A 22,227-nucleotide genomic window follows, 5' to 3' on the forward strand; every position below is an offset into this window, starting at 1 on the left:
CACCGGGAACCATCTACTGGCCTCGCTCCTGCTCTCCAGCAGTGCGGGAGAGCTCACGGCCCGACGGTGCCCGGTCCGACCGAGTCCGGAAAGGACACGGGGCACATCGAGGACGAAGTGGCGGTGCCCCTTCAGCGATCAGCTGGAGGGGCGGGATGCTCCGGCAGGGCGAGCCAGTCCGACCAGGAGATCTCGCGGCCGAGGAAGCGCGGCTGGTCGAACGGCCAGTCGGCTGCGATCCACTGCGGCACCAGCGCGTCGAGTGCTTGCTCGACCTTGCTGCCCACCAGCTCGTCCACCACCCACCAGGAGATCTCGCCGTCCGCGCCGGCCCGCTCCGGTGGGTCGATGTAGACGCAGCCGAGCAGCGCTGTCTCCGCCGCGTCGAACAGCGCGTAGTTGAAGGACTGGTGTGCGGCGATCTCCTTCTCGTGCCGCAACAGGTCGGCCTGGTCGGCCGCGTAGGTCATGGTGGCCGCGGGCCAGCCCCAGGCCGGGCCGAAGATGGTCCACAGCCGCTCGCGCGAACCCATCACAGCCGGATAGTCGAGCGGGGTGTCCGCCTCCCGGATCGGCCGCAGGTGATGAGCACCGCCCGGCAGCGGTACCAGGACGGGGTGGACGAAGTCATCGGGAAGCCAGCTCATGGCGCCCGACCGTAGCAGCGCGCGGCCGTCCGCTCCCCTGAATTTTCCCCGTACAGCCGGCGGACCTTGTCCTCGAGGTCGAGGGTGTGGGCGAGGGTGGAGGTGCACCACAGGACCCCGGGGTGCGGGCTGGAGCGACGGCGGCCCGGGCGCAGGTCGCGGTCGATGAGGTTACCGGGACTCTTGCAGAAGGCCCCGGCGTTCACGCCGGGGATGAATGCATCTCAAGGCTGCTCTGACGTGCACGTCAGAGCGGACGTTGTTGCTGCTCGATGTGCTGGCGGACGATCGCCAACGGTGCTCCGCCGCAGGATGCGGAGAAGTATGAGGGCGACCACAGGTGCCCCTGCATGATGGCGCGGTTGATCCGGCCGGTGAACTCCTGCCGTATCCGGCAGGCGGAGACGCCCTTGAGGCTGTTGACCAGCTTGGAGACCGCGACCTTGGGCGGGTAGTGCACCAACAGGTGGACGTGATCGCGTTCGCCATTGAACTCCTTCAGCTCCGCCTCGAAGTCCTCGCAGACCTTGCGCATGATCTCCTCGCAGCATGCGAGCATCTCGTCGTCGAACACCCCGCGCCGGTACTTCGTCACGAAGACCAAGTGCACATGCATCGCCGAAACAACGTGTCCGCCCCGCCTGTAGTCGTTCTGCCCATCCATGAGACCAGTGGTAGTAATGTCGTTGTGGTGCAGCTCCGCTACAACTACCGGGCTTATCCCGATGCCGCCCAGCGTGGTGCGCTGGCGCGCGCGTTCGGGTGTGCGCGCGTGGTGTGGAACGACTGCCTGCGTGCCCGGAAACAAGCGCACGCCGCGGGGCTTCCGTACGTGACGTCGGCGGAGTTGTCCCGGCTGCGTATCACGCAGGCCAAGCGCACCGAGGAACGTGCCTGGCTGGCCGAGGTGTCGGCGGTCGTCCTGCAGCAGTCCCTGCGGGATCTGGATGCCGCCTACAAGAACTTCTTCGACAGCCTCGGGGGCAAGCGGAAGGGGCGCAAGGTGGGCCCTCCCCGGTTCAAGTCGAAGAAGGACACCCGGCAGTCGATCCGCCTCAACACCAACGCCTTCTCTCTGACCGACGACGGCCGGGTGTACGTGGCCAAGGTCGGCAACCTCGAGGTCAAGTGGTCCCGCAGGATTCCGGCCACACCCTCGTCCCTGACCGTCACCAAAGACAGCTCCGGCCGGTACTTCCTCAGCTTCGTCGTGGACACCGAACCGGACGTCCTGCCCGAGGCGGAGACCGACGCCGGTATCGACCTCGGTCTGTCCACGTTCGCCGTCCTGTCCGACGGCAGGAAGATCGACAGCCCGCGCTACCTGCGCCGGGCGGAGAAGAAACTCAAGCGCCTTCAGCGGGAACTGTCCCGTAAGGCCAAAGGATCCAAGAACCGGGCCAAGGCTCGCATCAAGGTCGCACGCCAGCACGCCAAAGTTGCCGACCGGCGCAGGGACTGGCACCACAAGGCATCCACACAGATCATTCGCGACAACCAAGCGGTGTACGTGGAAAACCTCGCGGTGTCCGGTCTCGGGCGCACCCGGCTCGCCAAGTCCGTGCACGATGCGGGATGGGCCGCGTTCGTCGGCATGCTGGAGTACAAGGCGGCTCTGCACGGCCGTACCTTCGCCAAGGTGCACCGCGCTTTCCCGTCCTCCCAGGTCTGTTCGGCGTGCGGATTCCGGGACGGCCCCAAACCCCTGCACATCCGGGAATGGAAGTGCGGCGCATGCGGCACCGTGCACGACCGCGACCACAACGCGGCCCGCAACGTCCTCTTCGAGGGACGCCGAATCGTCGACGCCGGACGGGCGGAGACGCTAAACGCCTGTGGAGCGCCGGTAAGACGGGCAGCCGTGCCCGCACAGCGCGGTGAAGCAGGAAGCCCCCGGAAGGGTCAGACGACCCAGGCCGGAATCCCTGGACTTTAGGCCAGGGAGCACGTCAAGAACCGTCCGTGAACGCGCTGCGCGCTGGCGTGGTCGACGGCCCATTGCCGAAACGTTCGCGGCGCCGTCCCGAAGACGTCGGCCACCGCAGTGGTGATGTACGCGGGCTGTCCGACCGCCGCGCTCCACGCGGCGAGCAGCATGTCGACGATCGTGCTGGGCGCCGTGGCCGACGACAGGCTTCGGAACTCGTCCGGCGTCATTTCCTCGAATGCGATCCGGCGCTCCAGGGCGTCACCGATGATGTTCACCTGTGCGGCTTGGGTCAGCGATTCGGCGCCTGTGAGGACGTAGTCGCCTCTGGCGTATCCGTCCTGACAGAGCGTCCGTGCCGCGACGGCTGCGACGTCGCGGTCGTCGACCGGTGCCGTCTCGGCGGTGCCGTAAGGCCATCGGACGACCTCGCCGGCCCGGATCGCGGGCGCCCACCAGGCCAGCGCGTTCGAGGCGAGCATCCCCGGCCGGATGATCGTCGATTCGAGTCCGGTGGCCGCGATGAGCTGCTCGATGCCGGCGTGCAGCACCGCCATGGGATTGGGCTGCTGGAAGAAGGGGTGTGGTGTCCGGTGCGGGGAGGAGAGGAAGACGACCCGCCGCACATGGGCTGCCAGCCGCTCGACAACTGCCTCGGCGGTCTGGGGCGGGGCGGTCCAGACGAGGAAGACCGCACCGGCGCCGTTCAATGCCGGGTCGAGCGAATCGGGCGCGGTGAGGTCGCCGGTGAAGACCTCGACCTTCGCCGGCAGCGTCGCCGCCGCTTCGGAGCGACGGGCGAGGGCGCGGACCGGCACGCCCGTGTCGAGGAGTTGGTCGATGACGGCGCGGCCGACCCGGCCCGTCGCCCCGGTTACGAGTACGGGAGGAATGTCCAGGTGAGTCATGCCGCCCATGAAAACGTTACTCGGTTAAAAAAGCAACCCGGTAATGAATGTTACGGTGGTCAGGTGAGCGAGTCGACGGGACTGCGGGCCCGCAAGAAGGAGCGGACACGCGACGCCATCGGCGAGGCGGCTGTCTCGCTGTTCCTGGAGCGCGGCTTCGACCGCGTCTCGGTCAACGACATCGCCGCCGCGGCCCAGATCTCCAAGCCCACTCTCTTCCGGTACTTCCCCACCAAGGAAGACCTGGTGCTGTACCGGTTCGCGGACCACCAGGGCGAGGCCGCACGCGTCGTACGCGACCGCGGGTCCCGCATCACGCCGGTGGCGGCGCTGCACCAGCACTTCCGGGCCGGCCTCGATCGCTACGACCCCGTCACCGGCCTCAGCGATCATCCCGAGGTGGTGGCGTTCCATCGCCTGGTCTTCTCCACACCGAGCCTGGCAGGACGGCTCACGCGGTACCAGCTCGAGGACGAGGAAGCACTGGCGGATGCCCTCGGCGAAGGCATCCAGGCACGGCTGCTGGCCGCCCAGGTACTCGCGGTCCAGCGGGTGCTCGCCCGGACCAACTGGCAGAAGATCGCCGACGGTCGTACCGCCCGCGACGTCCGCCCCGAAGCCGTAGCCGATGCCGACCAGGCATTCAGCCAACTGCAGTGACAGACGGCCCTGCCAAGTGAAGAAGGCTCCATGGCCCGTACGGGAGAGGATGTCACTGGTTGACCGACCGCATCCCCGCTTCGTCGTACCGCTCCCCCGCCGCCTCCGGCAGCTCCGCGGTGATGCGCGCCAGGTCGTCCTCGGTCAGCTCGACGTCGACCGCTCCGGCGTTCTGCTCCAGGTAGGTGCGGCGCTTGGTGCCCGGGATCGGCACCAGGTGCTCGCCCTGGGCCAGTACCCAGGCGATGGCCAGCTGGGCGGGGGTCACCTCCTTCTCGGCGGCGATCTCCTTCACCTTGGCCGCCAAGCGCAGGTTCGCTTCCAGGTTGGCGTCCTGGAAGCGCGGGTTCTGACGGCGCCAGTCGTCCGCGTCCAGCTCGTCCGGCCTGGTGAACCGCCCGGCGAGGAAGCCCCGCCCGAGCGGCGAGTACGGCACGAAACCGATCCCCAGCTCCCGGCAGGCGGGCAGCACCTCGGCCTCCACGTCCCGCGACCACAGCGAGTACTCGCTCTGCACGGCGGTGACCGGGTGCACGGCGTGAGCCCGCCGGATGGTCTCCGCGCTCGCCTCGCTCAGCCCGATGCAGCGCACCTTGCCCTCGGCCACCAACTCGCCCAGCGCGCCGGCGGTCTCCTCAATGGGCACCTTCGGGTCGACCCGGTGCTGGTAGTACAGGTCGATGTGGTCGGTACCCAGGCGCTGCAAGGAGCCGTGGACCGAGCTGCGCACGTGCTCGGCCGAGCCGTCCTGCGGGCCGACGGTGCCGATGTCGCCGGGTACGGCGTTGTCCATCCGGTAGTTGAACTTGGTCGCGATCACGTACTCGTCGCGGTGGCCCCGGATCGCTTCGCCGACCAGTGACTCGTTGGTGAGGGGGCCGTACATCTGGGCCGTGTCGAGGAAGGTGATGCCGAGGTCGAGGGCGCGCTGGATCGTGGCGATGCCCTCGTCCTCGTCGGCGGAGCCGTAGAACGCGGACATGCCCATGCATCCCAGGCCGATGGCCGACACCTCGAGGTCCCTCAGGCTGCGCTTCTGCATGATGTGTGCCAGTCCTTCCCTACGTGCTCGTTCGTCGTCCCAGCGGAGGGAGAGCCCCTCGTCCATCTAGCGACAGATGGCGCTGACCGGCATCCCGAGCCGGTGCCGCGCGGTGGCGCGTCGTACAGCCGCCGCCCGTTGCGCTCGCTGCCGTGGCCGTACCGGCGCCCGGCCCGTGTCCGTCGCCGTCGCCACGACGCTACGGCCTGGAGTGCGCTCCAGCGCAAGCGCTCGGCGGGCGGGGCAGGACGCGCGATCCCCGGAGTCCGCCGACCGGACCGGCGGGGCTGACGAGAACTGGGAACGCTCGCGTCAGGCGTTCTCCCCGCGCCCGCGGGCAAGTGCTGTACGGCCCGGAGGCGCCTCGCCGTTTCCTTTGCCTGGGCCGGCCCGGACACCAGGATCAGGAACGTGTCAGAGGCCGGTTGCTTCGTCGCGCTCGTCGAAATTGTCGCGTGCGCGTTCGATGGCGGGCATGTTCTGCGAGGCCCAGGCCAGCAGCACGTCGATGGGATGCCGAAGGGTCTTGCCGAGCGGTGTGATCCGGTACCTGACCGCCACCGGGCGGGTGGAGACGACCTCGCGCTCGATGACGCCGTTGCGTTCGAGGCGCCGGAGCGTCGCGGTCAGCGACTTCTGTGTGACCCGGGGGACGGCCCGGCGCAGTTCGTTGAAGCGGCACGGGCGCTCGCAGAGCTCGTTGAGGACGCTGAGGGACCACTTGTCGAGGATCTGGTCGAGCAGTTCGCGGTGCGGGGCGTCGATGCGGAGTCCGTCGGCGGTATCCATGGCGAAACCTGGTCTCGTTGAAGTGTCTTTCTTCTACTAGATAGCTTCAAGATACCTACTTCGGAGGAGAGAACCCGTGACAGTTCAGCACTTCACACCGCACGGCATGCTGCAGCCGGTCCCGTACCACCACGTCGCCGTGGGCACCGGGACGAAGCACGTCCACGTCAGCGGACAGGTCGCGCGTCGGGGTGACGGGGCTCCGGTCGCGCCCGGTGATCTGGCCGGGCAGGTCGCCCAGGCACTGCGCAACACCGCCGTCGGACTGGCAGGCGCGGGTGCGACGTTCGCAGACGTGCTGCGCCTGACGTTCTACGTGACCCGGTGGGCGCCGGAGAAGATCGGCGACTTCATGGCCGGCGTGGAGGCCGTTGCCGAGGAGATCGGCCTCCCGACTCCCCTGCCTCCCGCCTCCCTCATCGGCGTCGAGTATCTCTTCGAGCCGGACGTGCTCGTCGAGGTCGAGGCGACCGCGATCCTGGACTGATCCCCCGGGTCGGGCCCGGTGCCAGTGCCCGGACCACGTTCCCCGGGGGGAGACGTGGGCGGGAACCCCTGAGACGTCCCGCCCCGGGTCTCCCGGCTCACAGACCTCGGTCCGACATGACCTTCCGCTCGGCCCGGTCCACGGCGAACCGGGCGGCCGGGTCACCGCCGGCGCGCTCCACGGCACCGCGCACCAGGGCGAGGTAGAAGAGGGCCGGCGCGCAGGGTGTCCACCGCTCCTCCGGCTCGTCCGCGATGAAACCGAGCACCGACTCCGGGTCGGCGTCCACGAACTCGAACCGGTCGTGCTCCCACTTGTCGGTGACACCACGCGTCCAGCGCAGGCGCAGTGTCGGCTCGTCGAGCTCGGGCGCCACCGCACGGAAGAACGCCGCCCACTGGTGGTTGATGACGTCGAGCCCGAACCCGAGCAGCTCCACCTTGGTCTTGTCGCCGTCGTGCACGGCGAGTTCCTCGAGGATGGCGCGGCGCGCCACCGCGTGCAGGCTGACCGGGCTGCCGTCCGGGGGCAGGTCGTGCTGCTGGGCCAGGCCCTCGTTGGCCGAGGAGTTCCAGCGCCCGCTGTTCGGCCCGGCGACCTGGGCGCTGCGCCGGGAGAACAGCATCCTGCCGTCCTTGCCGGTCTCCAAGGCCACGTTGACGCCGAAGCTGCAGTTCATCCAGGAGGGCGCGTCGGCCGGGTCGCTGCCCTCCAGGTACTGCTGGCGCAGCGTGAGGCCGTTCTTCTGCCGCCGGTCCAGGTTGAGCGAGGTGGTGAGGAAGTCGAAGTAGTCGGCGTCCCGCATGGTGAGGGAGACCACGGGCTCCTCGGCCAGATGCGTACGGGTGACCACGACCCGCTCGACCGCGAAACGCGCGTTGTTCCAGCGGTGCGGCAGACCGCTGGCCTCCTTGCGCTCCTCCTCCGCCTCGATGGACCGCCGCCAGGCAGCGATCTCCTGCGGGAACTGCACGCGCTCCGGCGTGTACTTGACGTGGACGTTCTCCTCGTCAATGGGCCGGGTCCCGTCCCCCTCGAAGAGATGACAGCCTGTCGCCCGGCCAACCACGGTGAACCTGTCTCGCATCGTCAACTCCAGTGGTAAACAAGCTGTGGTGGACGCATTCGGGGGTGCTGTCGGTCTCATGGTACGAAGCGACGAGGGCAGTCGGCTGACGTTGCTGAAGGTCGAGCGGCGTTCCTCTTCCCTGGTGGGCACGATCGCCGTACCGGAGTACCTCCATCCGGACGCGGAGGAGCGGCAGAGGCTGCGCCGCCCGCAGCTGGCCGAGGTTCGTGACCGCTTCACGGAGACGGTGCAGGAGAGGCTGGGGTTCGGGAAGGCCCTCCGGGCCGACCGGGGCGGGGCGACCCGGCGGCAGCTGCGGGCCGGGTTGGAGGAATTCCTGGCCGACGGCGCCCAGCGGAAGATCCTCTACTGGACGGGGCACGGCGTCCAGCGCGGCAACGAGGGCTACTTCCTCGCCTGTGCCGACTCGTGGCAGTCGGGCGAGTTCGACCCCGCCCGGGCCGTTTCCCTGCTCGATCTGGTGGGATTCCTGCTGCGGCCGGAGTACGAGGCGGACACCCTGCTGATCATCGACGCCTGCTCCTCGCAGAGCTACAACTCCCTGGGCGAGGCGGTGCGGCACGCCGTGGAGCTGGAGCGGGACTCCGTGGTGATCCGGGCGCGAGAGAGCCGGCGCAGGGGCTTCGCCGTCATCGGCACCTCGGGGGCGGACGCGCAGGTGCCGGCGGGCCGCTGGGTGACATGGCTGGAGGAAGCGCTGGCGAAGCCGGACTTCGTGGCGGACGACCAGGCCCGCCCGTTCGAGCCGTCCGCGCTGTACCTGCCGCTGCCGTATCTCTGCCGTGCCGTGGACGCGCGGGCCGCCGACGACGGTCTGGACGAACCCGCGCAGCGGCCGGACTGCAGGGAGGTCCGGGCGCTCCCCAACAACTTCCTCGACAACCCGCACTACCATCAGTCCGACCGGCCGGTGTACACGCCGGCCGTGCTGACGCGGCGGAAGCCCTGGATCGAGGCCGAGCAGTTCGTTCTCGAGGAGAACAGCCATCTCAGCCGCCACTTCGCGGGTCGGCGGGAAGCGCTGAGCCGGATCGTGCGCTGGATGGACACCCATCCGAAGGGGCTGCTCGCGGTAACGGGCCTGGCGGGCACGGGGAAGACGACGCTGCTCGGCCGACTGGCCCTCACCTCCCTGCCGAGCTGGCGGGAGGCCCTCGGCCCGGACCTCGACCCCGCGGCGCTGCCCCGGGCGGGGACCATCCACGCGGCGCTGAGCTGCCGGGGGCAGTCCGCCCATTCGCTGGCCGCGCATCTGCGGGAGGTGCTGGCGGCCATCGACGGGGCGCCACCGCTGCCGGAGGAGCCGGTGACGTCGGAGAAGTTCACCGTCGCGTTCGAGGAGCTGGTCGGCCGGGCGGGTTCGGTGAACCTGCTGTTCGACGCGCTCGACGAGGCCCTCCCGGACCAGGCTTACGCGATCGCCCGGCACGTCCTGAGCCCCCTGGCCAGCACACCCGGTGTCCGGGTGATCGTCGGTACCCGGACCCAGCCCCGCCGGCGTACCACCGCCCCCGCGGCGGAGGAGTCACTCCTGGACACCCTGGAACTCAGCGTCGACCCCGTGGTCCTCGGGGACGACGAGGAGGCGCGCGCGAGCATCGCCGGCATGGTGCTGTCCGTACTGGACACCGAGCAGTCCCCGTACCGGGGTGACGCGCGGCAGGAGGACCGCGACTGGACGGCGGATATCGTCGCGGCGCAAAGTCACGGCTCGTTCCTGGTGGCCCGGCTGGCCGCGGAAGGGCTCGCCCGGCGGACCACGGTCGCCGCCGAGGCCGAGCTGGTGGCGTGGCTGCGTGACGGCGGCACGGACCTGCGCACCCGCCTGGCGGAGGAGACGCTCCATCTGAGTGAGCAGCCCGGCGCCCGGCGGGCCCACGAGGTGCTGCGGGCGCTGGCGGTGGTCCAGGGCCCCGGGCTGGCCCCGGACGAGGCCTGGCTGACGCTCGCCAATGCGCTGCGCGAGACCGGCTCACCGGAGCTCACGCTGAACGACCTTCGGCAGGTGTGCCGGAGCGCCGACGGCGGCATCGTCGCCACCCAGAAGGACGGCGCGCGGCAGGCGGTCGGGGGGATCCGCCATCAGCTGGCCCATCCGAGTTACGGGGAGTTCTTCCTCTCCGACGCGGGACTGACCGTCCGGGAGGCACACCGCAGGGTGCTCGATGCGCTGCGCGCCCGCGCCGGCGGCGACTGGGGTGACGACGACGAGTACACCCTCGAATACCTGGGCGCCCACGCCGCCCAGGTGGGGCTGGACGCCCTGCGGGAGCTCTTCGAGGACGTGGGCTTCCTGCTGCGTACGAACCCCGATGTCATGCTGCCGCTCGCGGCGGGCCTGGCCCGGGACTGTGACGGCGCCGCGTTGTACGGCAGGGTCGCGGACTCGTTCCCCCGCACGTCCGGCCCGCTGTCGGCGTCGGTCCTGTTGGAGCGCAAGGCCCTGCTCAGCGCCACCGCCTTCGTCAGCCACCGCGACGCGACGTACCGGACGCTACGACGCGCCGGCGGCTTCCTGCCCTGGCAGGAGTACTGGACCGATGTGCCGCCGGACCCCCCGGAATGGCGGCGCGCGGCGCCCTCGGGCGGCGCGCGGGCGCTGAGTTGGCGGGCCGGGACCGGGGCGGCGGGGCTGACCCACGCCGGCACCCTGACCGCCGGCGGGCCCGGGGAGATCCAGGTCCTGCACCCGGAGTCGGGCGCCCGGCTGCTGACCCGTCGGCTCCCCCGGACCGGCGGGGAGCGTGGACGCCCGCTCAGCGAGGTCCGCGAGGTGGACGCGGGAGCCCGCTGGATCACCGTCGCCCGGGACGATCAGGCCGTGTACTTCTGGCGCGCGGGTGCCCGGATGCCCGATCAGGAGTACCGGTGGGGCGGGAGTGTGCGCGCCCTGTCGGTGGCCGAGGTGGAGGGCCGGAGCGTGGCCCTGGCGGCCGACGGAGACCGGGTGTGGGTGTGGTTCTGGAAGAGCGGCAGGCACCTGGACACGCAGCTTAAGGAGGTCCGCACGGCTGATGTGCGGCAGCTCGCGGCCCTCACCCTGGGCGGGCGGATGTTCGTCCTGACGGCGGGCGCCGAGCGGGTGGAGCTGTTCGAACTGGGCCACACCCGCGACGGCATCGACGGTCTGCGCGCCTGCCGGACCGCTCCCGGCGTGACCCTGGCGGCACCCGCGATGTCCGCCGCGGCCTCCGCGGTCTCGTCCCGGGAGGGGTTCCTCGCCGTGGCCGACGGGACCGCCGTGTACGTCTGGCGGTGCGAGGCCGTGTCCGGCCCCGAGCCGGTCCTGGAAAGGGTGGCGACGTACGCCTCGAACGCGCGCGGCCTGGCCTTCGGGCGGTACGGCGATGAGCTGTTGCTCGCCGGATACGAGGAAGTGGCCGTCCGGCTCTGGTCCGTCGGGCGGTCCGGACGCGAGGCCACGCTCGTTCTGAACGCCCCCCGTGAGGGCGCCATGGCCTTCGAGCCGGGCGGTCAGGGACTGCTCGCGGTCGCCGACGGCCCGTACATCCGGGTGGTGGACGTGGTCCCCGCGCTGGAGTCCGGCTACGGGATCCAGCGACGGCCGAGCAACGAGCGCCCGGTCCTTGCCCTGGCCGGCGCACCGGACGGTCCGCCGCTGCTGTGCCGGGCCTGGCACGACCGGATCCGGGTTTCCCGGCCGGAGCAGGGGGATCCGGCCGCCCTTCCGGCTACGGAGCTCGCCCATGACGGGCGCACGGTGACGGCGGTGGCCTCGGTGCGGGCAGCGGACGGCTGGACGGTGGCCGCCGCGGCCGGCCGGACCGTACGGCTGTGGCGGCTCGACGACAGCCTGTCGGTCATCACCCACCGGGACATCCCGCTCGGCGGGGACGCCGGCCAGCCGGCCCGCGCGCTGAGTCTGGTCGGCGACCCCGCCGCCGGCACGCTGCGGCTGAGCGTGGCGGACGGCCGACGGCTGGTACGCCACGAGGTCCCGGCCGATGTCTCGTCCGCCGGGGTCGCGGTGCGCGCGATCCTGGCGGACCGCGGGTTCTGCGGGATCGACACGAGGGTCCTGCGGGACGGCACGCAGTGGATGGCCGGTGATCTCAGTGACCAACTGCGGGTCTGGACCGACGGCGAGCAGGGCGTCGAACAGCGCGTCCTGCTCTCGGCCGGCCCCTCCTGCCTCGCCCTCGGAGAGCTGTACGACGACGAGGACGACGTCTCGATGCCCATGCTGGCCTGGGCGGACCACGGCAGCGTGTACATCAAGGACTGCTCCGGCGACCGGAGCATCCACCCCCCGGAGCGGTTGCCGGGGGACTTTCCCGACGTGACGTCCCTGGTGTTCGCCGGCCCCGTGGAGCGGCCGGTGCTGCTGCTTTGCATGCCGCAGACGGTGTCACGCGCATGGGACGTCTGGTCCCGGGCATGGCTGGACGGGCCGGGGATTCCCCCGCGCGGGTACGACGTGCACGCCGTCCGTGCCGCGATGGACCCGGAGGGTCTGGTGGTGGCGTTGCAGGGGATGGACCGCTGCGATCTGATCCGGCTGCCGCACGCGTTCTTCGGCGCCGGGACACGGGGAGAGTGAATGAAACACGATCTGGTGGTCTTCGTCCCGGGGTTCCTGGGCACGCGACTGTGCCGGGACGGCCAGGATGTCTGGGCGCGATGCGGTGAACAGCTGATCGGCGCGGCGCCGGCGGCGCTCACCGAGGTGGCCCTCCCGCCGGGGCTGGGGGACGCGCCGCCCGAGGGCCCCTTCCGGCTGGACGCCGACGCGCTGCTGCAGGTCCCGGACTCCGTGCCCGGGCTGCTGTCCTGCATGGGCTATCCCGATATCCGTACCGCCCTCGGCGACCCGCTCGACGCGCAGTTCGTGCCGTTCGGTTACGACTGGCGGCTGTCCCACCGGCTGGTGGCCCGGCAGTTGAAGACGCGCGTGGCGCGCGAACTCGACCGGTGGCATGCGGAGGTCGACGCGTACTACCCGGACCGGCCTGATGATCCGCGCGTCATTCTGGTCTGCCATGCGACGGGCGGTCTGATCGGGCGGCACTACCTCGAGTGCGAGGACGGCCGGGAGACCGCCCGGACTCTGGTCACCCTCGGCACCCCGCAGCAGGGGCTGGTCCAGGCCGCCCGGCTGCTGGCCGGTCATGCGGTCCCCGGCGACGCGGGCCCCGGCGCGGACGTGGCCTCCCGGCTGAACGAGGCGCTGCGCGACTGGGCGGTCAACCTGCCGGCGGTCGCCCAGATGCTGCCGGTGGCGTACCCCGCCGTACGGGTCGAGGGAAAGAGCCGCGAGCGGCAGATCACCGACAGCCGCTACCCGGTTCCCGGGCTGCCGGGCGACGCCGTCCGCGAGGCGCTGGCCTTCCAGGAGGAGTTCCGCTCGGGCTGCGACGAGCACCGGCGCGTCGGCTCCCTCCCGTACACCGTGCACTGCCTGGGCAGCGTCGACTTCCCGAGCCCCGAGACGCTCGTGCTCTCCTCGGACGGGTCGCGGATCACCGACGGCCTGCCAGGGCCCGGCGACGGGACGGTGCCGCGCCGGTCGGCCGTCGCGGACTGGACCGGGGCGAGCCCCATGCTGTGGACCGGCTTCCGGAACGCGGACCTGGCGAGCGGTCCCGCGCTCCGGGACGCGATGCTCGCGATCCGCGCGGGACGCCCGCCCGGCGGCACACTCGCCAGTGGGGAGGGCATCGCCCTGCACTTCCCCCAGGACCCGGTCGCCGCCGGCCGTCCGTTCGTGATCGAGCTGCTGGGGCACGACCTGCCGCGGCGCAATCTGCAGACGTTCATGTGGCGTTCGGGCCGTCCCGACAAACAGCCCGTCGTCTTCCGGCAGTACGAGCCCGACCGCTACCGGGCGGAACTGGAAGCCACCCCCGGACGCTGGGTGGTCGAGGCGCTGGTCGACCGGCCGAAGGGGCGTGACCGCAGGGACGTCACGGTCGTGGCGGTATGAGACGGGAGCTGGGATGACCGGGACCGACGCCCCCGCGTGGCCGCAGTGCGCACACCTCGACGCCGGGGAACGCTGCCGGGGGCGCAGGGTGGGCTCGGCCACGGCCTGCCTGGCGCATCTGGACAGCGCCGAACGGGCCGCCCACTTGACCTCGCTGACACCCGGAGCCGACCTCGACCACCGGGGCACACCCTTCACCCAGAGCCTGCTCGACGAACTCCTCGCACCGCTCAGGGATCCGGGCAGCGGGCGGGCGCGGGTGGGGGACGCGTCGTTCGACGAGGTGCGGTTCACCGGAGACGCGGAGTTCGAGGCGATCGACTTCGGCGGCTTCTGCTCCTTCGTGTCGGCCGTGTTCGACGGGGGTGTGTACGTCCGCGAGGCGCGTACCGGCGGCGATTTCAGCCTCGCTGCGGCGCAGGTGGCGGGAGACGTGTGGCTCGATGACACCGAAGTGGGTGCCGACGCCTGGTTCTACGAGACACGGATCCGAGGCACGCTGCGGTTCTGTGTCCGCGAGGTCGGCGGCAGTGCGATGTTCAAGGGGATGACGTGCGCGAATGCCTACTTCTCGGGTGTTCGGGTGTGCGGCGTCGCCTCTTTCAACGGGGCGGTCGTCGACGGGGAGGCCGCCTTCGACGGCGCGGTCTTCGAGGAAGGTGCCGACTTCGAGAAGGTCCGGATCACCGGCCGGGCCTGTTTCGACGGTACGCATTTCCACCGGAGCAGGGCCTGCTTCAACGGCGCGGATGTCGGCGGGGACATGCCGTTCGCCGAGGCTCACTTCACAGCGAAGGCCACGTTCGACGGGGCCGCGATCGGTGGTGACCTGTCGTTCTCCGGGGCCCGGCTGGAAGACGGTGCCGATTTCCGGAGGGCGGTGTTCCGGCGCACTGCCCGGATCGGCCCGCTGGTCTGCCCGGGGACGGTGGACTTCTCCGACGCCCTGTTCGAGGCCGCGTCGACGCTGGAGGCCGCCGCGCGGGAGATCCGCTGCCGGCGGACGCGGTGGGCGTCCACCGCCGCGCTGCGGCTGCGGCACGCCGAGGTGGACCTGAGCGATGCCGTGGTGGAGTTCCCCGTGACCGTCGTCGGCCGGCTCCGCCCGTTCGTCTCGCCGGAGGGCGAGGAGATCGCCGAACCGGGGCTCACCGGCGACCGGGTCCGTGTCACCTCGGTCAAGGGCGTGGACGCCGCGCACCTGGTGCTGGCCGACGTCGACCTGACCGGCTGTCTTTTCGTGGAGACGGTCCACCTGGACCAGCTGCGGCTCGAGGGCCGCTGCGTCCTGGCGTCACCACCCGCCGGGCTGCGCTGGACGCGCCGCCGGACCCTTGCCGAGGAGCACCACTGGCGGGCGACCCGGTACGGCGACGGCTGGACACCCGCGCCACGGCGCGTGGAGACGCATGGACCCGCCGCGCTCGCGCCGGTCTACCGGCAGCTCCGCAAGGCTCTCGAGGACGGCCGGAACGAACCGGGCGCGGCCGACTTCTACTACGGTGAGATGGAGATGCGCCGCCACGACACCGCGGCGCCCCGCGGTGAACGGACACTGCTGCGGCTGTACTGGGCACTGTCCGGATACGGTTTGCGCGCCGTGCGTGCCCTGGCCTGGCTGGTCCTGGCGATGACGGCCACCGTGCTCGCGATGATGGTGTGGGGGCTGCCGCGAACCGACCCCGACCCGATCAGTGCGGGGACCACCGACGGCCGACGCATCACCCTGACGACCCAGAAGCCCACACCCGTCAACCCGGAAGGGCCGTACACGAAGCGTCTGTCGGCCGAGCGATTCGAGAAGTCCTTGAGGGTGGTGGCCAACTCGGTGATCTTCCGGGCCTCCGGACAGGACCTGACCACTACCGGGACGTACGTCGAGATGACGGCCCGCCTCGTCGAACCGGCCCTGCTCGGGCTTGCCGTCCTCGCCGTGCGCAGCCGCGTGAAGCGATGACGTGCCTACATGCGGCGCCAGGTGAACCCAGGTGTCTCCGTCGACGCCGCTCGCTCTCAGGAACGCGACGTACCGGTCGCCCTCCGTCGGGGAATCCGGCGCCGGCTCGGCTCAGCGGCGTCGGGCGGCGCGGGGGCGGCACCGTGCACCTGCCGGGGTCCCGTTGCGGCACGGGGCGCGACGGCCCCGGCCGACGCGCAACCGGCTGAGCGCGTCCCGATCCCCGCGGCGTCCGCGCCGCCCGTCCCGCCCTCCCTCATCCTCAACTCCAGCCAGGGCACGGGCAAAGGGGTCGCTACGGGGATGTCAGCAGCCCGACCACGGCGAAACCGCGTGGTGACCTGCACGGACGCGGGGACGCTTCTGCGGGGCGCGCAACAGTCGGCACAACCCTTGGCGCAACATCCAGCGCAACCGACAGGCGCACCCCTTGGCACAACCCCGTGCTCCTGGCCGCCCGAGGCATCCCTGTCACACAGCCCGGACGGTTCGCCGGGCTCAGGTCATCTGCGGGCGATCCGATTCGGGCGGGCCTCGCGAACCCCGACCGGATCAGCAGAACGGTCGGAACTCCTTGAAGCTGGGCGCCGGGCGCGGGTCCGGCAGCCGGTAGGCGCCGGTCCGCGGCCGGCCGCCGGCCGGGTCGGTGGTCCCGTCCGCCAGAGCGCCCGGTATCGGACGCCACCCCAGATTGGTCTCGAAGTACGCCACGGCAGCACCGACCGATGGCCACCAGACATCGTCGAGCAGCACGATGCCGCCAGGCCGGACGATCTCGCCCAGGAAGTGGAGGTCCACGAACACGTTGTGGAAGTGGTGACTGCCGTCGACGAACGCCGCGTCCGCGGTGAAACCCACGTCGGCCAGCCGGGCAAGGAAGCGCTGCGACGGCTCGGTCACCAGCTCGACGATGTCGTCCAGACCCGCGCCGCGCAGCAGCTCCCACCCGACACCGTCGTATGCCGTGTACTGGAACGGGTCGATCACCACATGCCGCGGGTTGCGTGCACCGGTGCGCAGCAGCGCCTCGCCGATCGCCAGCGCCGAGCCGGCATAGGCGAGCCCGATCTCGACCACCGTGCCGACCTGCTCTTCCACCAGGAGGTCACGTATCTGATCACCGTCGCGCTCCGGCAGCGTGACGGTGGCGAAGTCCGGGCCGCCGTCGGGACTCCGCGGCGGCCCGTGCCGGGTGAGTTCGCGACGTACGGCGGCCACGCGAGCCGGCCGCTCGCCTCCGATTCCGTCCGGTTGCACGATCGAGTTCACCGGACACGCTCCTTCTGCCCGAGGGAAGGGGACGTGGTCAACTGTGCCACTCAGAACGCAGGAGCTCAGGAGCCGAAGCGGCCTTCTTCTCCTCCTGGGCTCAGACGGGTGCAGCGGGCATGACGCCAGGCGTGTGCTCCCGTCTCGGGGATCGGGGCGCGGGCCACGGCCGCCCGTCATCCGCCGTCCGGCAGTCGCAGCAAGGGCGCAATGACCGCAGGATCCGGCTGCGTCGGCTACAGGTCCCGGACGGCCCGTGGAGCGGCCTCCGCGCGGGCCACGGCCGCGGCGTCGACCAGGCCGAGGAGTATCTGATGCTGCCCGGTGTCACCACCGCCCCGCGCCCTGCTGTTCGGGCGCCGGGCTCGGTTCCCGTCGCCCCACACGTGGTGCGGCGCCGCGCACAGCTTGTCGTTCATCGCCGCGCTCCCCACGGCCCGGAACCGTGCGGGCCCTTCCCGTGTCACAAGGACCTACGACCGTGCCGGCCAGACCAGCGCCTGGGCGACGATGACGCTCTCACCGTTGAAGGTGACGGCCGGGCCTTCGTGCAGTTCGTAGCCCAGACCGATCATTTCGCTCACACGCTGGCAGAACGTGGCATCGTCCTGCCCGGTCAAGACCCGGTAGATGGGCAATCCGTCTGGTGGTGTGGTCATGAGGAGAAGAATCCCAGACGCACTCCCAAGGCCGGCCCTCGGCGTCGGGGTCCAGGGACCGCGGGACGCGGTACCCACGGACGGACCGGCGAGTGCGGGCCGGCACGGTGCTCGTGGACGCGGACCTCGCCGCACGGGAAGGTGTGCCTTCACCCGGCGCAGCACGCGAGAACGGGAGTCGTTCGCCGACGACTTCGGGAGTCACCTCGCGGTGTGCCGGCATGATCATGCCCGTTGTCCTTATGGTCGGCGGGGAGTGAGGCAGGCTTCGAGGGCGGCTCGCTGGTGCGGGGGCAGGTGGTCGCCGAGAGGGACTTTGCGGGGGCTGTGATCGCCCTCGCAGAGCCAGCTCTGCTCGTCATCGTCGAACCACCATTCCTCCGCGCCCCACATGGGGTGTCCCTGGAGCAGTTGTCCGGCCAACGCCTCGCTCGGCTCGGGCGCACCCTGGGCGGCCAAGGCCTCGACCACTGCCGTCACGGCCTCCTCCGGAACCGCCGCGTCGCCGAGAACAGGCAGAAGAAGCAGGAGACGGGCGTGAGGGTCGGTGACGCCTGCCGCACCGGACGGTGCCTCCAGCAGGGCGGCGAGTTCGGGCCAGCACAGCCCGGGGCCGATGCGGTCCTGGCCGTCGCCGGCCAGGACGAGATCCTGGCTCCAGTCGGGATGGGTGAGGAAGTAGTCCGTGGTCGTGAACTCCTCGCCGCTGTTGTAGTGCACGACGATCGCGAAGCCGCCGGCCAGCGGCACCGTGAACACGGGCCACGCCGACGGATCGTGGAGGGTGTCCAGCATGGCGTCCGCGTCGCCCGCGTCCGATCCGAAGGCCTCCGGCGGGTACCCCTCGGACATGTCCGCCAAGTGGGCCGGCCAGAAGCCCGGCTCGTCCAGGAGCGGGTGCCCGTCCACGACGGGGGACGAGGAGTACCAGTGCCGTGCCATCACCATGCCGGGATTCTCTCCGATCCCGGTCAGGACTGTTCGAAGCCCCCTGCCCTTCACGCTGGGCCGGTGGGTGCACACCGGCAGCGGAAAGCACTGCGAGCCGGGGAACTGGAGCTGCGGCGCACGAAGCTCTTCGACACTCCGAGAGCCGGCATGGTCTGTCACCCGGCGTAGAAGCCGGGGAGACGAAGCCGGCGGCGCTGCGCTCCTGCCGGCGCGCCACCGGGCACCTACGGGGACACGGTGCACGGCGCCCGGCGAGTACGCCGGTTCCGGCCCGCGCGCGCCGCCCCTTCCGTAGCATGGCGCCATGATCCTCAGCCGACGCCGCACCACCGCCCCGCGGTCCTGTGTGCTCGTCCTCCACGGCTGTTGTTGATCCCCACCGAGTGATCCGCGCCGCGCGGTCCCCGTCCACCCGCCGGGTGGGCGCACCGCGCCGGTGCCGAGCATCGCCCCGGGGCACCTCCCCGCCCGGGGCCTTCCACCTCGTTCTCCGCGTTCCCGACGCACCGTCCTTCCTCCGGCAGGGGCCGTGCTCCGGGCGAAAGGCAGGCCGCCATGCGTATCTCCGAAACCGCTCACGACCGCCGCAGACTCCGCCAGTGGCTGGCCGGCGAGGCCCGCGCCGACGGCGTCGCCCGCCGCGACATGCTCCGGCTCCTCGCGGCTGCCGGACTGGCCGGTGCCGCCGGCGCGGCGCCGGGCCCCCTCGCGCGGGCCGCCGACCGGGCCGTCACCGCGGCCGGGATCGTCAAGCCCCTGCCCGAGGCGTGGTTCACCGTCCGCGGCACCAACGCCGAGACCCGGTTCGCCGCCCTCGCCGGTACCGGCTACCACACCCCCAACGAGCGCTTCTTCGTCCGTAACCACACCACGACGCCTGTCCTCGACGCCGCCGACTGGTCGCTCACCGTCTGGGGCGACGGCCTCCGCCACCGCCGCCCGGTCGAGTTCTCCCTCGACGACCTGAAGACGTTCCCGTCCGTCTCGCACAGCGCGTTCGTGGAGTGCGCGGGCAACGGACGCAGCCTGTTCACCACCCAGCAGGGCCAGTCCGTCAGCGGCACCGCCTGGACGCTCGGCGCGATCGGCGCCGCCCGCTGGCGCGGTGTCCGCCTCGCCGACGTCCTCGGGCGGGCCGGCCTGGACCGGCGCGCCGTGGACGTCATGCCACGCGGTCTCGATGCCCCCTACGCCACCGCCGACGGCACCGACCTCGGCCGGGTCCGCCGTCCGCTGCCGCTGTCCAAGGCCCTCGACGACGTCCTGCTCGTCCACGAGATGAACGGCGAACCGCTGCCGCCGGACCACGGGCACCCCGTACGGCTCCTGGTGCCGTCCTGGATCGGCATCGCCTCCATCAAGTGGATCGGTGACATCGAGGTGGCGGCGCAGCCGCTCTACTCGCCCTGGAACACCGACTTCTACCGGCTCTTCGGGGACGCCCACCCGGCCGGCGGCAGCGCCCCGCTGACCCGGCAGACCGTCAAGAGCGCCTTCGAGCTGGACCGGGGGGCGAATCTGCCCGCGGGCACCACGCACCGGCTCACCGGGCGTTCCTGGTCCGGGACCGGCGGCATCGTCCGGGTCGAGGTCAGTACCGACGGCGGCACCACCTGGGGCGAGGCCCGGCTGCACGACAGGCCGCGCCGGGACGGCTGGGTCCGCTGGTCCACCCGGTGGCGGCCGTCGGCCCCCGGCCCCCGCACCCTGCTGGCCCGGGCCACCGACAGCACCGGACGGACCCAGCCGGACGCCACCGCCGCCAACACGCAGGGCTACCTCTTCGACGCAGTCGTCCGCCACCCGGTGCACGTCGTCTGAGAGCGGGCGGGGCGAGGCGGTTCCGGTCCCGCCCCGCCTCCGTCGCCGGTCACGGGGCAGGCCGCCTGCCACCTGCGGCGCGCGAAGCAGGAGCGGTGTCACGGGCTTCGGCGCGGTCCCGCGTACACAGCGTCAAGAACGAGAGCCAGGAGCCGGTGGGCCGCTTCGGCATCCTCGTCGCGGGCCATGGACAGCGCGATGCCGGTGCATCAGGAGGCGAACGTACGCCGGCACGCCCCCGTTCTGCTGCCCCGCCCTCCCCGGCCGGCCGCCTCGCGCCGAACGGCCGGACCCGCCGGACGCGGAGGACAGCGAACCCGCCCACCGCTCCCCCGGCCGGCACGAGGCCGTCCTCGGCGGGCTGTTCACCCCCATTCGTCCGGCCAAGCCGTGTCCGGCGTCCGTCCCGGCTGGCGGCAGGCTCGCGCGAGCGGGTATCTCTATGCAGGAGGGAGGGGAAAGAATTGGTGCGCAAACTGGCGGTACGCGTCACGAGGCGGCGCCGCCCGGCGATACCTGGCCGCTGGAGGCGCTCTCGCGTGCCCGTGTCACACCGGTCACAGAGACAGCGTGCGGTCGCCGAGCTGCGGGCGCAGGGGCGTTACGGCCCGGAACTACGGGACGTGCTGCCCGCGTTCACCGGCCTCGCTCTCGCCGTCGCCGGCCTTGTGGTAGCCCTCGCCTGGCTGTACCGCGCGCTCGGCGCGGGGGGCCTGGTGCTGGGCGTGCTCCTGCTCGCGGCCGCCACGGTGGTGGGGTCGCGCTGGCGCCGTGCGGCGGTTCGCCGGCGCGGCGGCATCTACACCCCGGCCGAGCTGACGGCACTGGATGAGCACGGCCTGGCGGTGGCCGCCGAACGGATGCTGCAGCGCGACGGCTGGCACGTCATCTCCGTGCCGGACGCGGGCCGCCCTCGGCTGTACGCACGCGACCGCGGCGGCCGCCATCTCGACGTGGGGTTCCGCCCGCCGGACGAGGCGTCGGCACACGAGGACACACTGGTCGGCCCTGCCCCCACCCTGAGGGAGACGGGCCGCCCCGGCGGCGACAGCCTGATCCGCGTAGTGGTCAGCCGGGGCTCGTACAGCCGCACGGATGTGCTCTGGGCCTCCCGCCAGGGCGGCGTCCACCTGATCGACGGCCGCCTGCTGCGGCAGTGGGCCGCCGGGACTTCCCTGAACGGCCTGGGCCTGCCTCACTGACAGCCGAGATCGCCCGCGCTGCCGGCACGTTCCTCGCGGCTCACGCCCGCAGCACGGTGACGCCGAGTGAGCCGTCAGGGGACGGGCCGGCCGGAGCACGTCCGTCCTGCCGCGAAAGAGCAGGTTCCCACCGGTCTGTTTTCCGCCGGCCCGGTAGGATTTCACTCCCGCTACCATCTCTGAGCTTCCTCGTTGCTGATGATGTGAACTTCTCAACTTCGGGGCCCACGGGTGCCGTTCTGCGTCTTCATGACGTGCGCAAGGCTTATGGCCGGCGCCCGGTGCTGCGGGGGGTGAGTTTGGATGTGCCGCGGGGCTGTCTGCTGGGCATCGTCGGTGCGAACGGCGCGGGCAAGAGCACGCTGCTGCGCATCCTGGTGGGTCAGGCGGCGGCCGACAGCGGCACGGTCCAGTGCCGCGGCCGGATCGGCTACTGCCCGCAGGACACCGTGCTGCACCCGGCGTTGACGGTTCGGGAGCATGTGCGGTTCTTCCAGGCCGCCTACCGGCTCGATGACTGCGAGCGGGTGTGGGAGCTGCTGGAGCAGTTGCGGTTCGACGAGAGTCCTCGCAGCCGCCTGCACACGCTGAGCGGCGGGACGCGGCAGAAGCTGAACCTCGCGGTGGGGCTGATGCACGATCCGGAGGTGCTGCTGCTGGACGAGCCGTACCAGGGCTTCGACTGGGAGACGTATTTATGCTTCTGGGAGCTCGCCAGGGCCCTGTGCGAGCGGGGCCGTACGGTCGTGGTGGTCTCCCACCTCGCCCATGACCGGGAACGCCTCGATGTGCTGCACCGCCTCCAGGACGGCGTCCTGGCCGTCGACCACGGCGCTGTTGCGGGGGGTGCCGCATGAGGTGGTGGTGGCAGTGC

The 22,227-nt window shown here is 71.4% G+C and carries 19 protein-coding genes and 1 pseudogene; 10 read left to right on the top strand and 10 right to left on the bottom strand.

The features are described 5' to 3' along the window. Positions 1–131 precede the first annotated feature (131 nt). Both ACIRG6_RS05580 and tnpA read right to left on the bottom strand, forming a co-directional pair. On the bottom strand, positions 132–647 hold the full coding sequence (locus ACIRG6_RS05580) for a GNAT family N-acetyltransferase (RefSeq protein WP_403320923.1): 516 nt from the start codon (positions 645–647) through the stop codon (positions 132–134). Between the two features lie 247 nt (positions 648–894). Beyond that, positions 895–1,311, bottom strand: a complete 417-nt coding sequence (gene tnpA / locus ACIRG6_RS05585; protein WP_403320925.1) for an IS200/IS605 family transposase — start codon at positions 1,309–1,311, stop codon at positions 895–897. A 27-nt stretch (positions 1,312–1,338) separates the two neighbouring features. Here tnpA and ACIRG6_RS05590 point away from each other — a divergent pair, with 27 nt between their 5' ends. Then, the gene (locus ACIRG6_RS05590) at positions 1,339–2,583 is read left to right on the top strand and encodes an RNA-guided endonuclease InsQ/TnpB family protein (RefSeq protein ID WP_403320928.1); all 1,245 of its coding nucleotides are present in this window, start codon (positions 1,339–1,341) and stop codon (positions 2,581–2,583) included. On the opposite strand, the gene ACIRG6_RS05595 is transcribed toward ACIRG6_RS05590, so the two are convergent. Then, complete coding sequence (locus ACIRG6_RS05595) at positions 2,580–3,491, bottom strand: SDR family oxidoreductase (RefSeq protein WP_403320931.1); 912 nt, start codon at positions 3,489–3,491, stop codon at positions 2,580–2,582. The genes ACIRG6_RS05590 and ACIRG6_RS05595 overlap by 4 nt on opposite strands. Positions 3,492–3,545: 54 nt before the next feature. On the opposite strand from ACIRG6_RS05595, the gene ACIRG6_RS05600 reads away from it, so the two are divergent. Beyond that, positions 3,546–4,142 (top strand): TetR/AcrR family transcriptional regulator, encoded by a 597-nt coding sequence (locus ACIRG6_RS05600; protein WP_403320933.1) that lies wholly within the window; start codon positions 3,546–3,548, stop codon positions 4,140–4,142. A 52-nt stretch (positions 4,143–4,194) separates the two neighbouring features. Here ACIRG6_RS05600 and ACIRG6_RS05605 read toward each other — a convergent pair whose 3' ends face one another. After that, a complete protein-coding gene (locus ACIRG6_RS05605; protein ID WP_381696636.1) occupies positions 4,195–5,184 on the bottom strand; it encodes an aldo/keto reductase in 990 nt (329 codons plus the stop codon). Between the two features lie 414 nt (positions 5,185–5,598). Next, a complete protein-coding gene (locus tag ACIRG6_RS05610) occupies positions 5,599–5,973 on the bottom strand; it encodes a winged helix-turn-helix transcriptional regulator (RefSeq protein WP_364685847.1) in 375 nt (124 codons plus the stop codon). 76 nt (positions 5,974–6,049) lie between these two features. On the opposite strand from ACIRG6_RS05610, the gene ACIRG6_RS05615 reads away from it, so the two are divergent. Continuing rightward, positions 6,050–6,460: a RidA family protein gene (locus tag ACIRG6_RS05615; RefSeq protein WP_364685850.1), complete on the top strand. Its 411-nt coding sequence runs from the start codon at positions 6,050–6,052 to the stop codon at positions 6,458–6,460. Positions 6,461–6,557: 97 nt separating this feature from the next. On the opposite strand, the gene ACIRG6_RS05620 is transcribed toward ACIRG6_RS05615, so the two are convergent. Beyond that, positions 6,558–7,547 (bottom strand): translation initiation factor 2, encoded by a 990-nt coding sequence (locus ACIRG6_RS05620; RefSeq protein WP_364685853.1) that lies wholly within the window; start codon positions 7,545–7,547, stop codon positions 6,558–6,560. Positions 7,548–7,605: 58 nt separating this feature from the next. Between ACIRG6_RS05620 and ACIRG6_RS05625 the strand changes: the two genes are divergently transcribed. From ACIRG6_RS05625 to ACIRG6_RS05635, 3 genes are read left to right on the top strand one after another with little or no spacing between them, the layout of a single operon-like run. Continuing rightward, complete coding sequence (locus tag ACIRG6_RS05625) at positions 7,606–12,111, top strand: peptidase C14 caspase catalytic subunit p20 (protein WP_403320938.1); 4,506 nt, start codon at positions 7,606–7,608, stop codon at positions 12,109–12,111. Next, a complete protein-coding gene (locus tag ACIRG6_RS05630) occupies positions 12,112–13,494 on the top strand; it encodes an esterase/lipase family protein (protein ID WP_403320941.1) in 1,383 nt (460 codons plus the stop codon). A gap of 13 nt (positions 13,495–13,507) precedes the next feature. Next, positions 13,508–15,451, top strand: a complete 1,944-nt coding sequence (locus ACIRG6_RS05635; protein WP_403320944.1) for a pentapeptide repeat-containing protein — start codon at positions 13,508–13,510, stop codon at positions 15,449–15,451. 552 nt (positions 15,452–16,003) lie between these two features. On the opposite strand, the gene ACIRG6_RS05640 is transcribed toward ACIRG6_RS05635, so the two are convergent. From ACIRG6_RS05640 to ACIRG6_RS05655, 4 genes are all read right to left on the bottom strand, one after another. Continuing rightward, positions 16,004–16,720: a class I SAM-dependent methyltransferase gene (locus ACIRG6_RS05640; protein ID WP_403320947.1), complete on the bottom strand. Its 717-nt coding sequence runs from the start codon at positions 16,718–16,720 to the stop codon at positions 16,004–16,006. Between the two features lie 236 nt (positions 16,721–16,956). Next, positions 16,957–17,139: a hypothetical protein gene (locus ACIRG6_RS05645; RefSeq protein WP_403320948.1), complete on the bottom strand. Its 183-nt coding sequence runs from the start codon at positions 17,137–17,139 to the stop codon at positions 16,957–16,959. A gap of 54 nt (positions 17,140–17,193) precedes the next feature. After that, the gene (locus tag ACIRG6_RS05650) at positions 17,194–17,379 is read right to left on the bottom strand and encodes a DUF1737 domain-containing protein (RefSeq protein WP_403320951.1); all 186 of its coding nucleotides are present in this window, start codon (positions 17,377–17,379) and stop codon (positions 17,194–17,196) included. Between the two features lie 240 nt (positions 17,380–17,619). Beyond that, entirely contained in the window at positions 17,620–18,327 is a 708-nt protein-coding gene (locus ACIRG6_RS05655; protein ID WP_403320953.1) for a hypothetical protein, read from the bottom strand. Between the two features lie 49 nt (positions 18,328–18,376). Between ACIRG6_RS05655 and ACIRG6_RS05660 the strand changes: the two are divergent. The 4 genes and pseudogenes from ACIRG6_RS05660 to ACIRG6_RS05675 form a co-directional block, all read left to right on the top strand. Continuing rightward, positions 18,377–18,557: pseudogene (locus ACIRG6_RS05660) on the top strand (hypothetical protein); the annotation flags it as partial. 328 nt (positions 18,558–18,885) lie between these two features. Beyond that, positions 18,886–20,151: a sulfite oxidase gene (locus ACIRG6_RS05665; protein ID WP_403320955.1), complete on the top strand. Its 1,266-nt coding sequence runs from the start codon at positions 18,886–18,888 to the stop codon at positions 20,149–20,151. Between the two features lie 539 nt (positions 20,152–20,690). Beyond that, complete coding sequence (locus tag ACIRG6_RS05670) at positions 20,691–21,353, top strand: hypothetical protein (RefSeq protein ID WP_403320956.1); 663 nt, start codon at positions 20,691–20,693, stop codon at positions 21,351–21,353. 203 nt (positions 21,354–21,556) lie between these two features. Next, positions 21,557–22,210, top strand: coding sequence for an ABC transporter ATP-binding protein (locus ACIRG6_RS05675; protein WP_364685880.1), 654 nt, complete (start codon positions 21,557–21,559; stop codon positions 22,208–22,210). The last annotated feature ends 17 nt before the right edge of the window (positions 22,211–22,227 follow it).

It is taken from the genome of Streptomyces flaveolus (assembly GCF_044765825.1).
In the GTDB taxonomy this organism is placed as follows: domain Bacteria; phylum Actinomycetota; class Actinomycetes; order Streptomycetales; family Streptomycetaceae; genus Streptomyces; species Streptomyces flaveolus.

Excerpts from the sequence above, each read along its gene's own strand:
- ACIRG6_RS05635 (WP_403320944.1), top strand. The coding sequence starts at position 13,508 with ATGACCGGGACCGACGCCCCCGCGTGGCCGCAGTGCGCACACCTCGAC.
- ACIRG6_RS05580 (WP_403320923.1), bottom strand. The coding sequence starts at position 647 with ATGAGCTGGCTTCCCGATGACTTCGTCCACCCCGTCCTGGTACCGCTG.
- ACIRG6_RS05665 (WP_403320955.1), top strand. The coding sequence starts at position 18,886 with ATGCGTATCTCCGAAACCGCTCACGACCGCCGCAGACTCCGCCAGTGG.
- ACIRG6_RS05630 (WP_403320941.1), top strand. The coding sequence starts at position 12,112 with ATGAAACACGATCTGGTGGTCTTCGTCCCGGGGTTCCTGGGCACGCGA.
- ACIRG6_RS05650 (WP_403320951.1), bottom strand. The coding sequence starts at position 17,379 with ATGACCACACCACCAGACGGATTGCCCATCTACCGGGTCTTGACCGGG.
- ACIRG6_RS05625 (WP_403320938.1), top strand. The coding sequence starts at position 7,606 with ATGGTACGAAGCGACGAGGGCAGTCGGCTGACGTTGCTGAAGGTCGAG.
- ACIRG6_RS05595 (WP_403320931.1), bottom strand. The coding sequence starts at position 3,491 with ATGGGCGGCATGACTCACCTGGACATTCCTCCCGTACTCGTAACCGGG.
- ACIRG6_RS05620 (WP_364685853.1), bottom strand. The coding sequence starts at position 7,547 with ATGCGAGACAGGTTCACCGTGGTTGGCCGGGCGACAGGCTGTCATCTC.
- tnpA (WP_403320925.1), bottom strand. The coding sequence starts at position 1,311 with ATGGATGGGCAGAACGACTACAGGCGGGGCGGACACGTTGTTTCGGCG.
- ACIRG6_RS05655 (WP_403320953.1), bottom strand. The coding sequence starts at position 18,327 with ATGGTGATGGCACGGCACTGGTACTCCTCGTCCCCCGTCGTGGACGGG.
- ACIRG6_RS05645 (WP_403320948.1), bottom strand. The coding sequence starts at position 17,139 with ATGAACGACAAGCTGTGCGCGGCGCCGCACCACGTGTGGGGCGACGGG.
- ACIRG6_RS05605 (WP_381696636.1), bottom strand. The coding sequence starts at position 5,184 with ATGCAGAAGCGCAGCCTGAGGGACCTCGAGGTGTCGGCCATCGGCCTG.
- ACIRG6_RS05610 (WP_364685847.1), bottom strand. The coding sequence starts at position 5,973 with ATGGATACCGCCGACGGACTCCGCATCGACGCCCCGCACCGCGAACTG.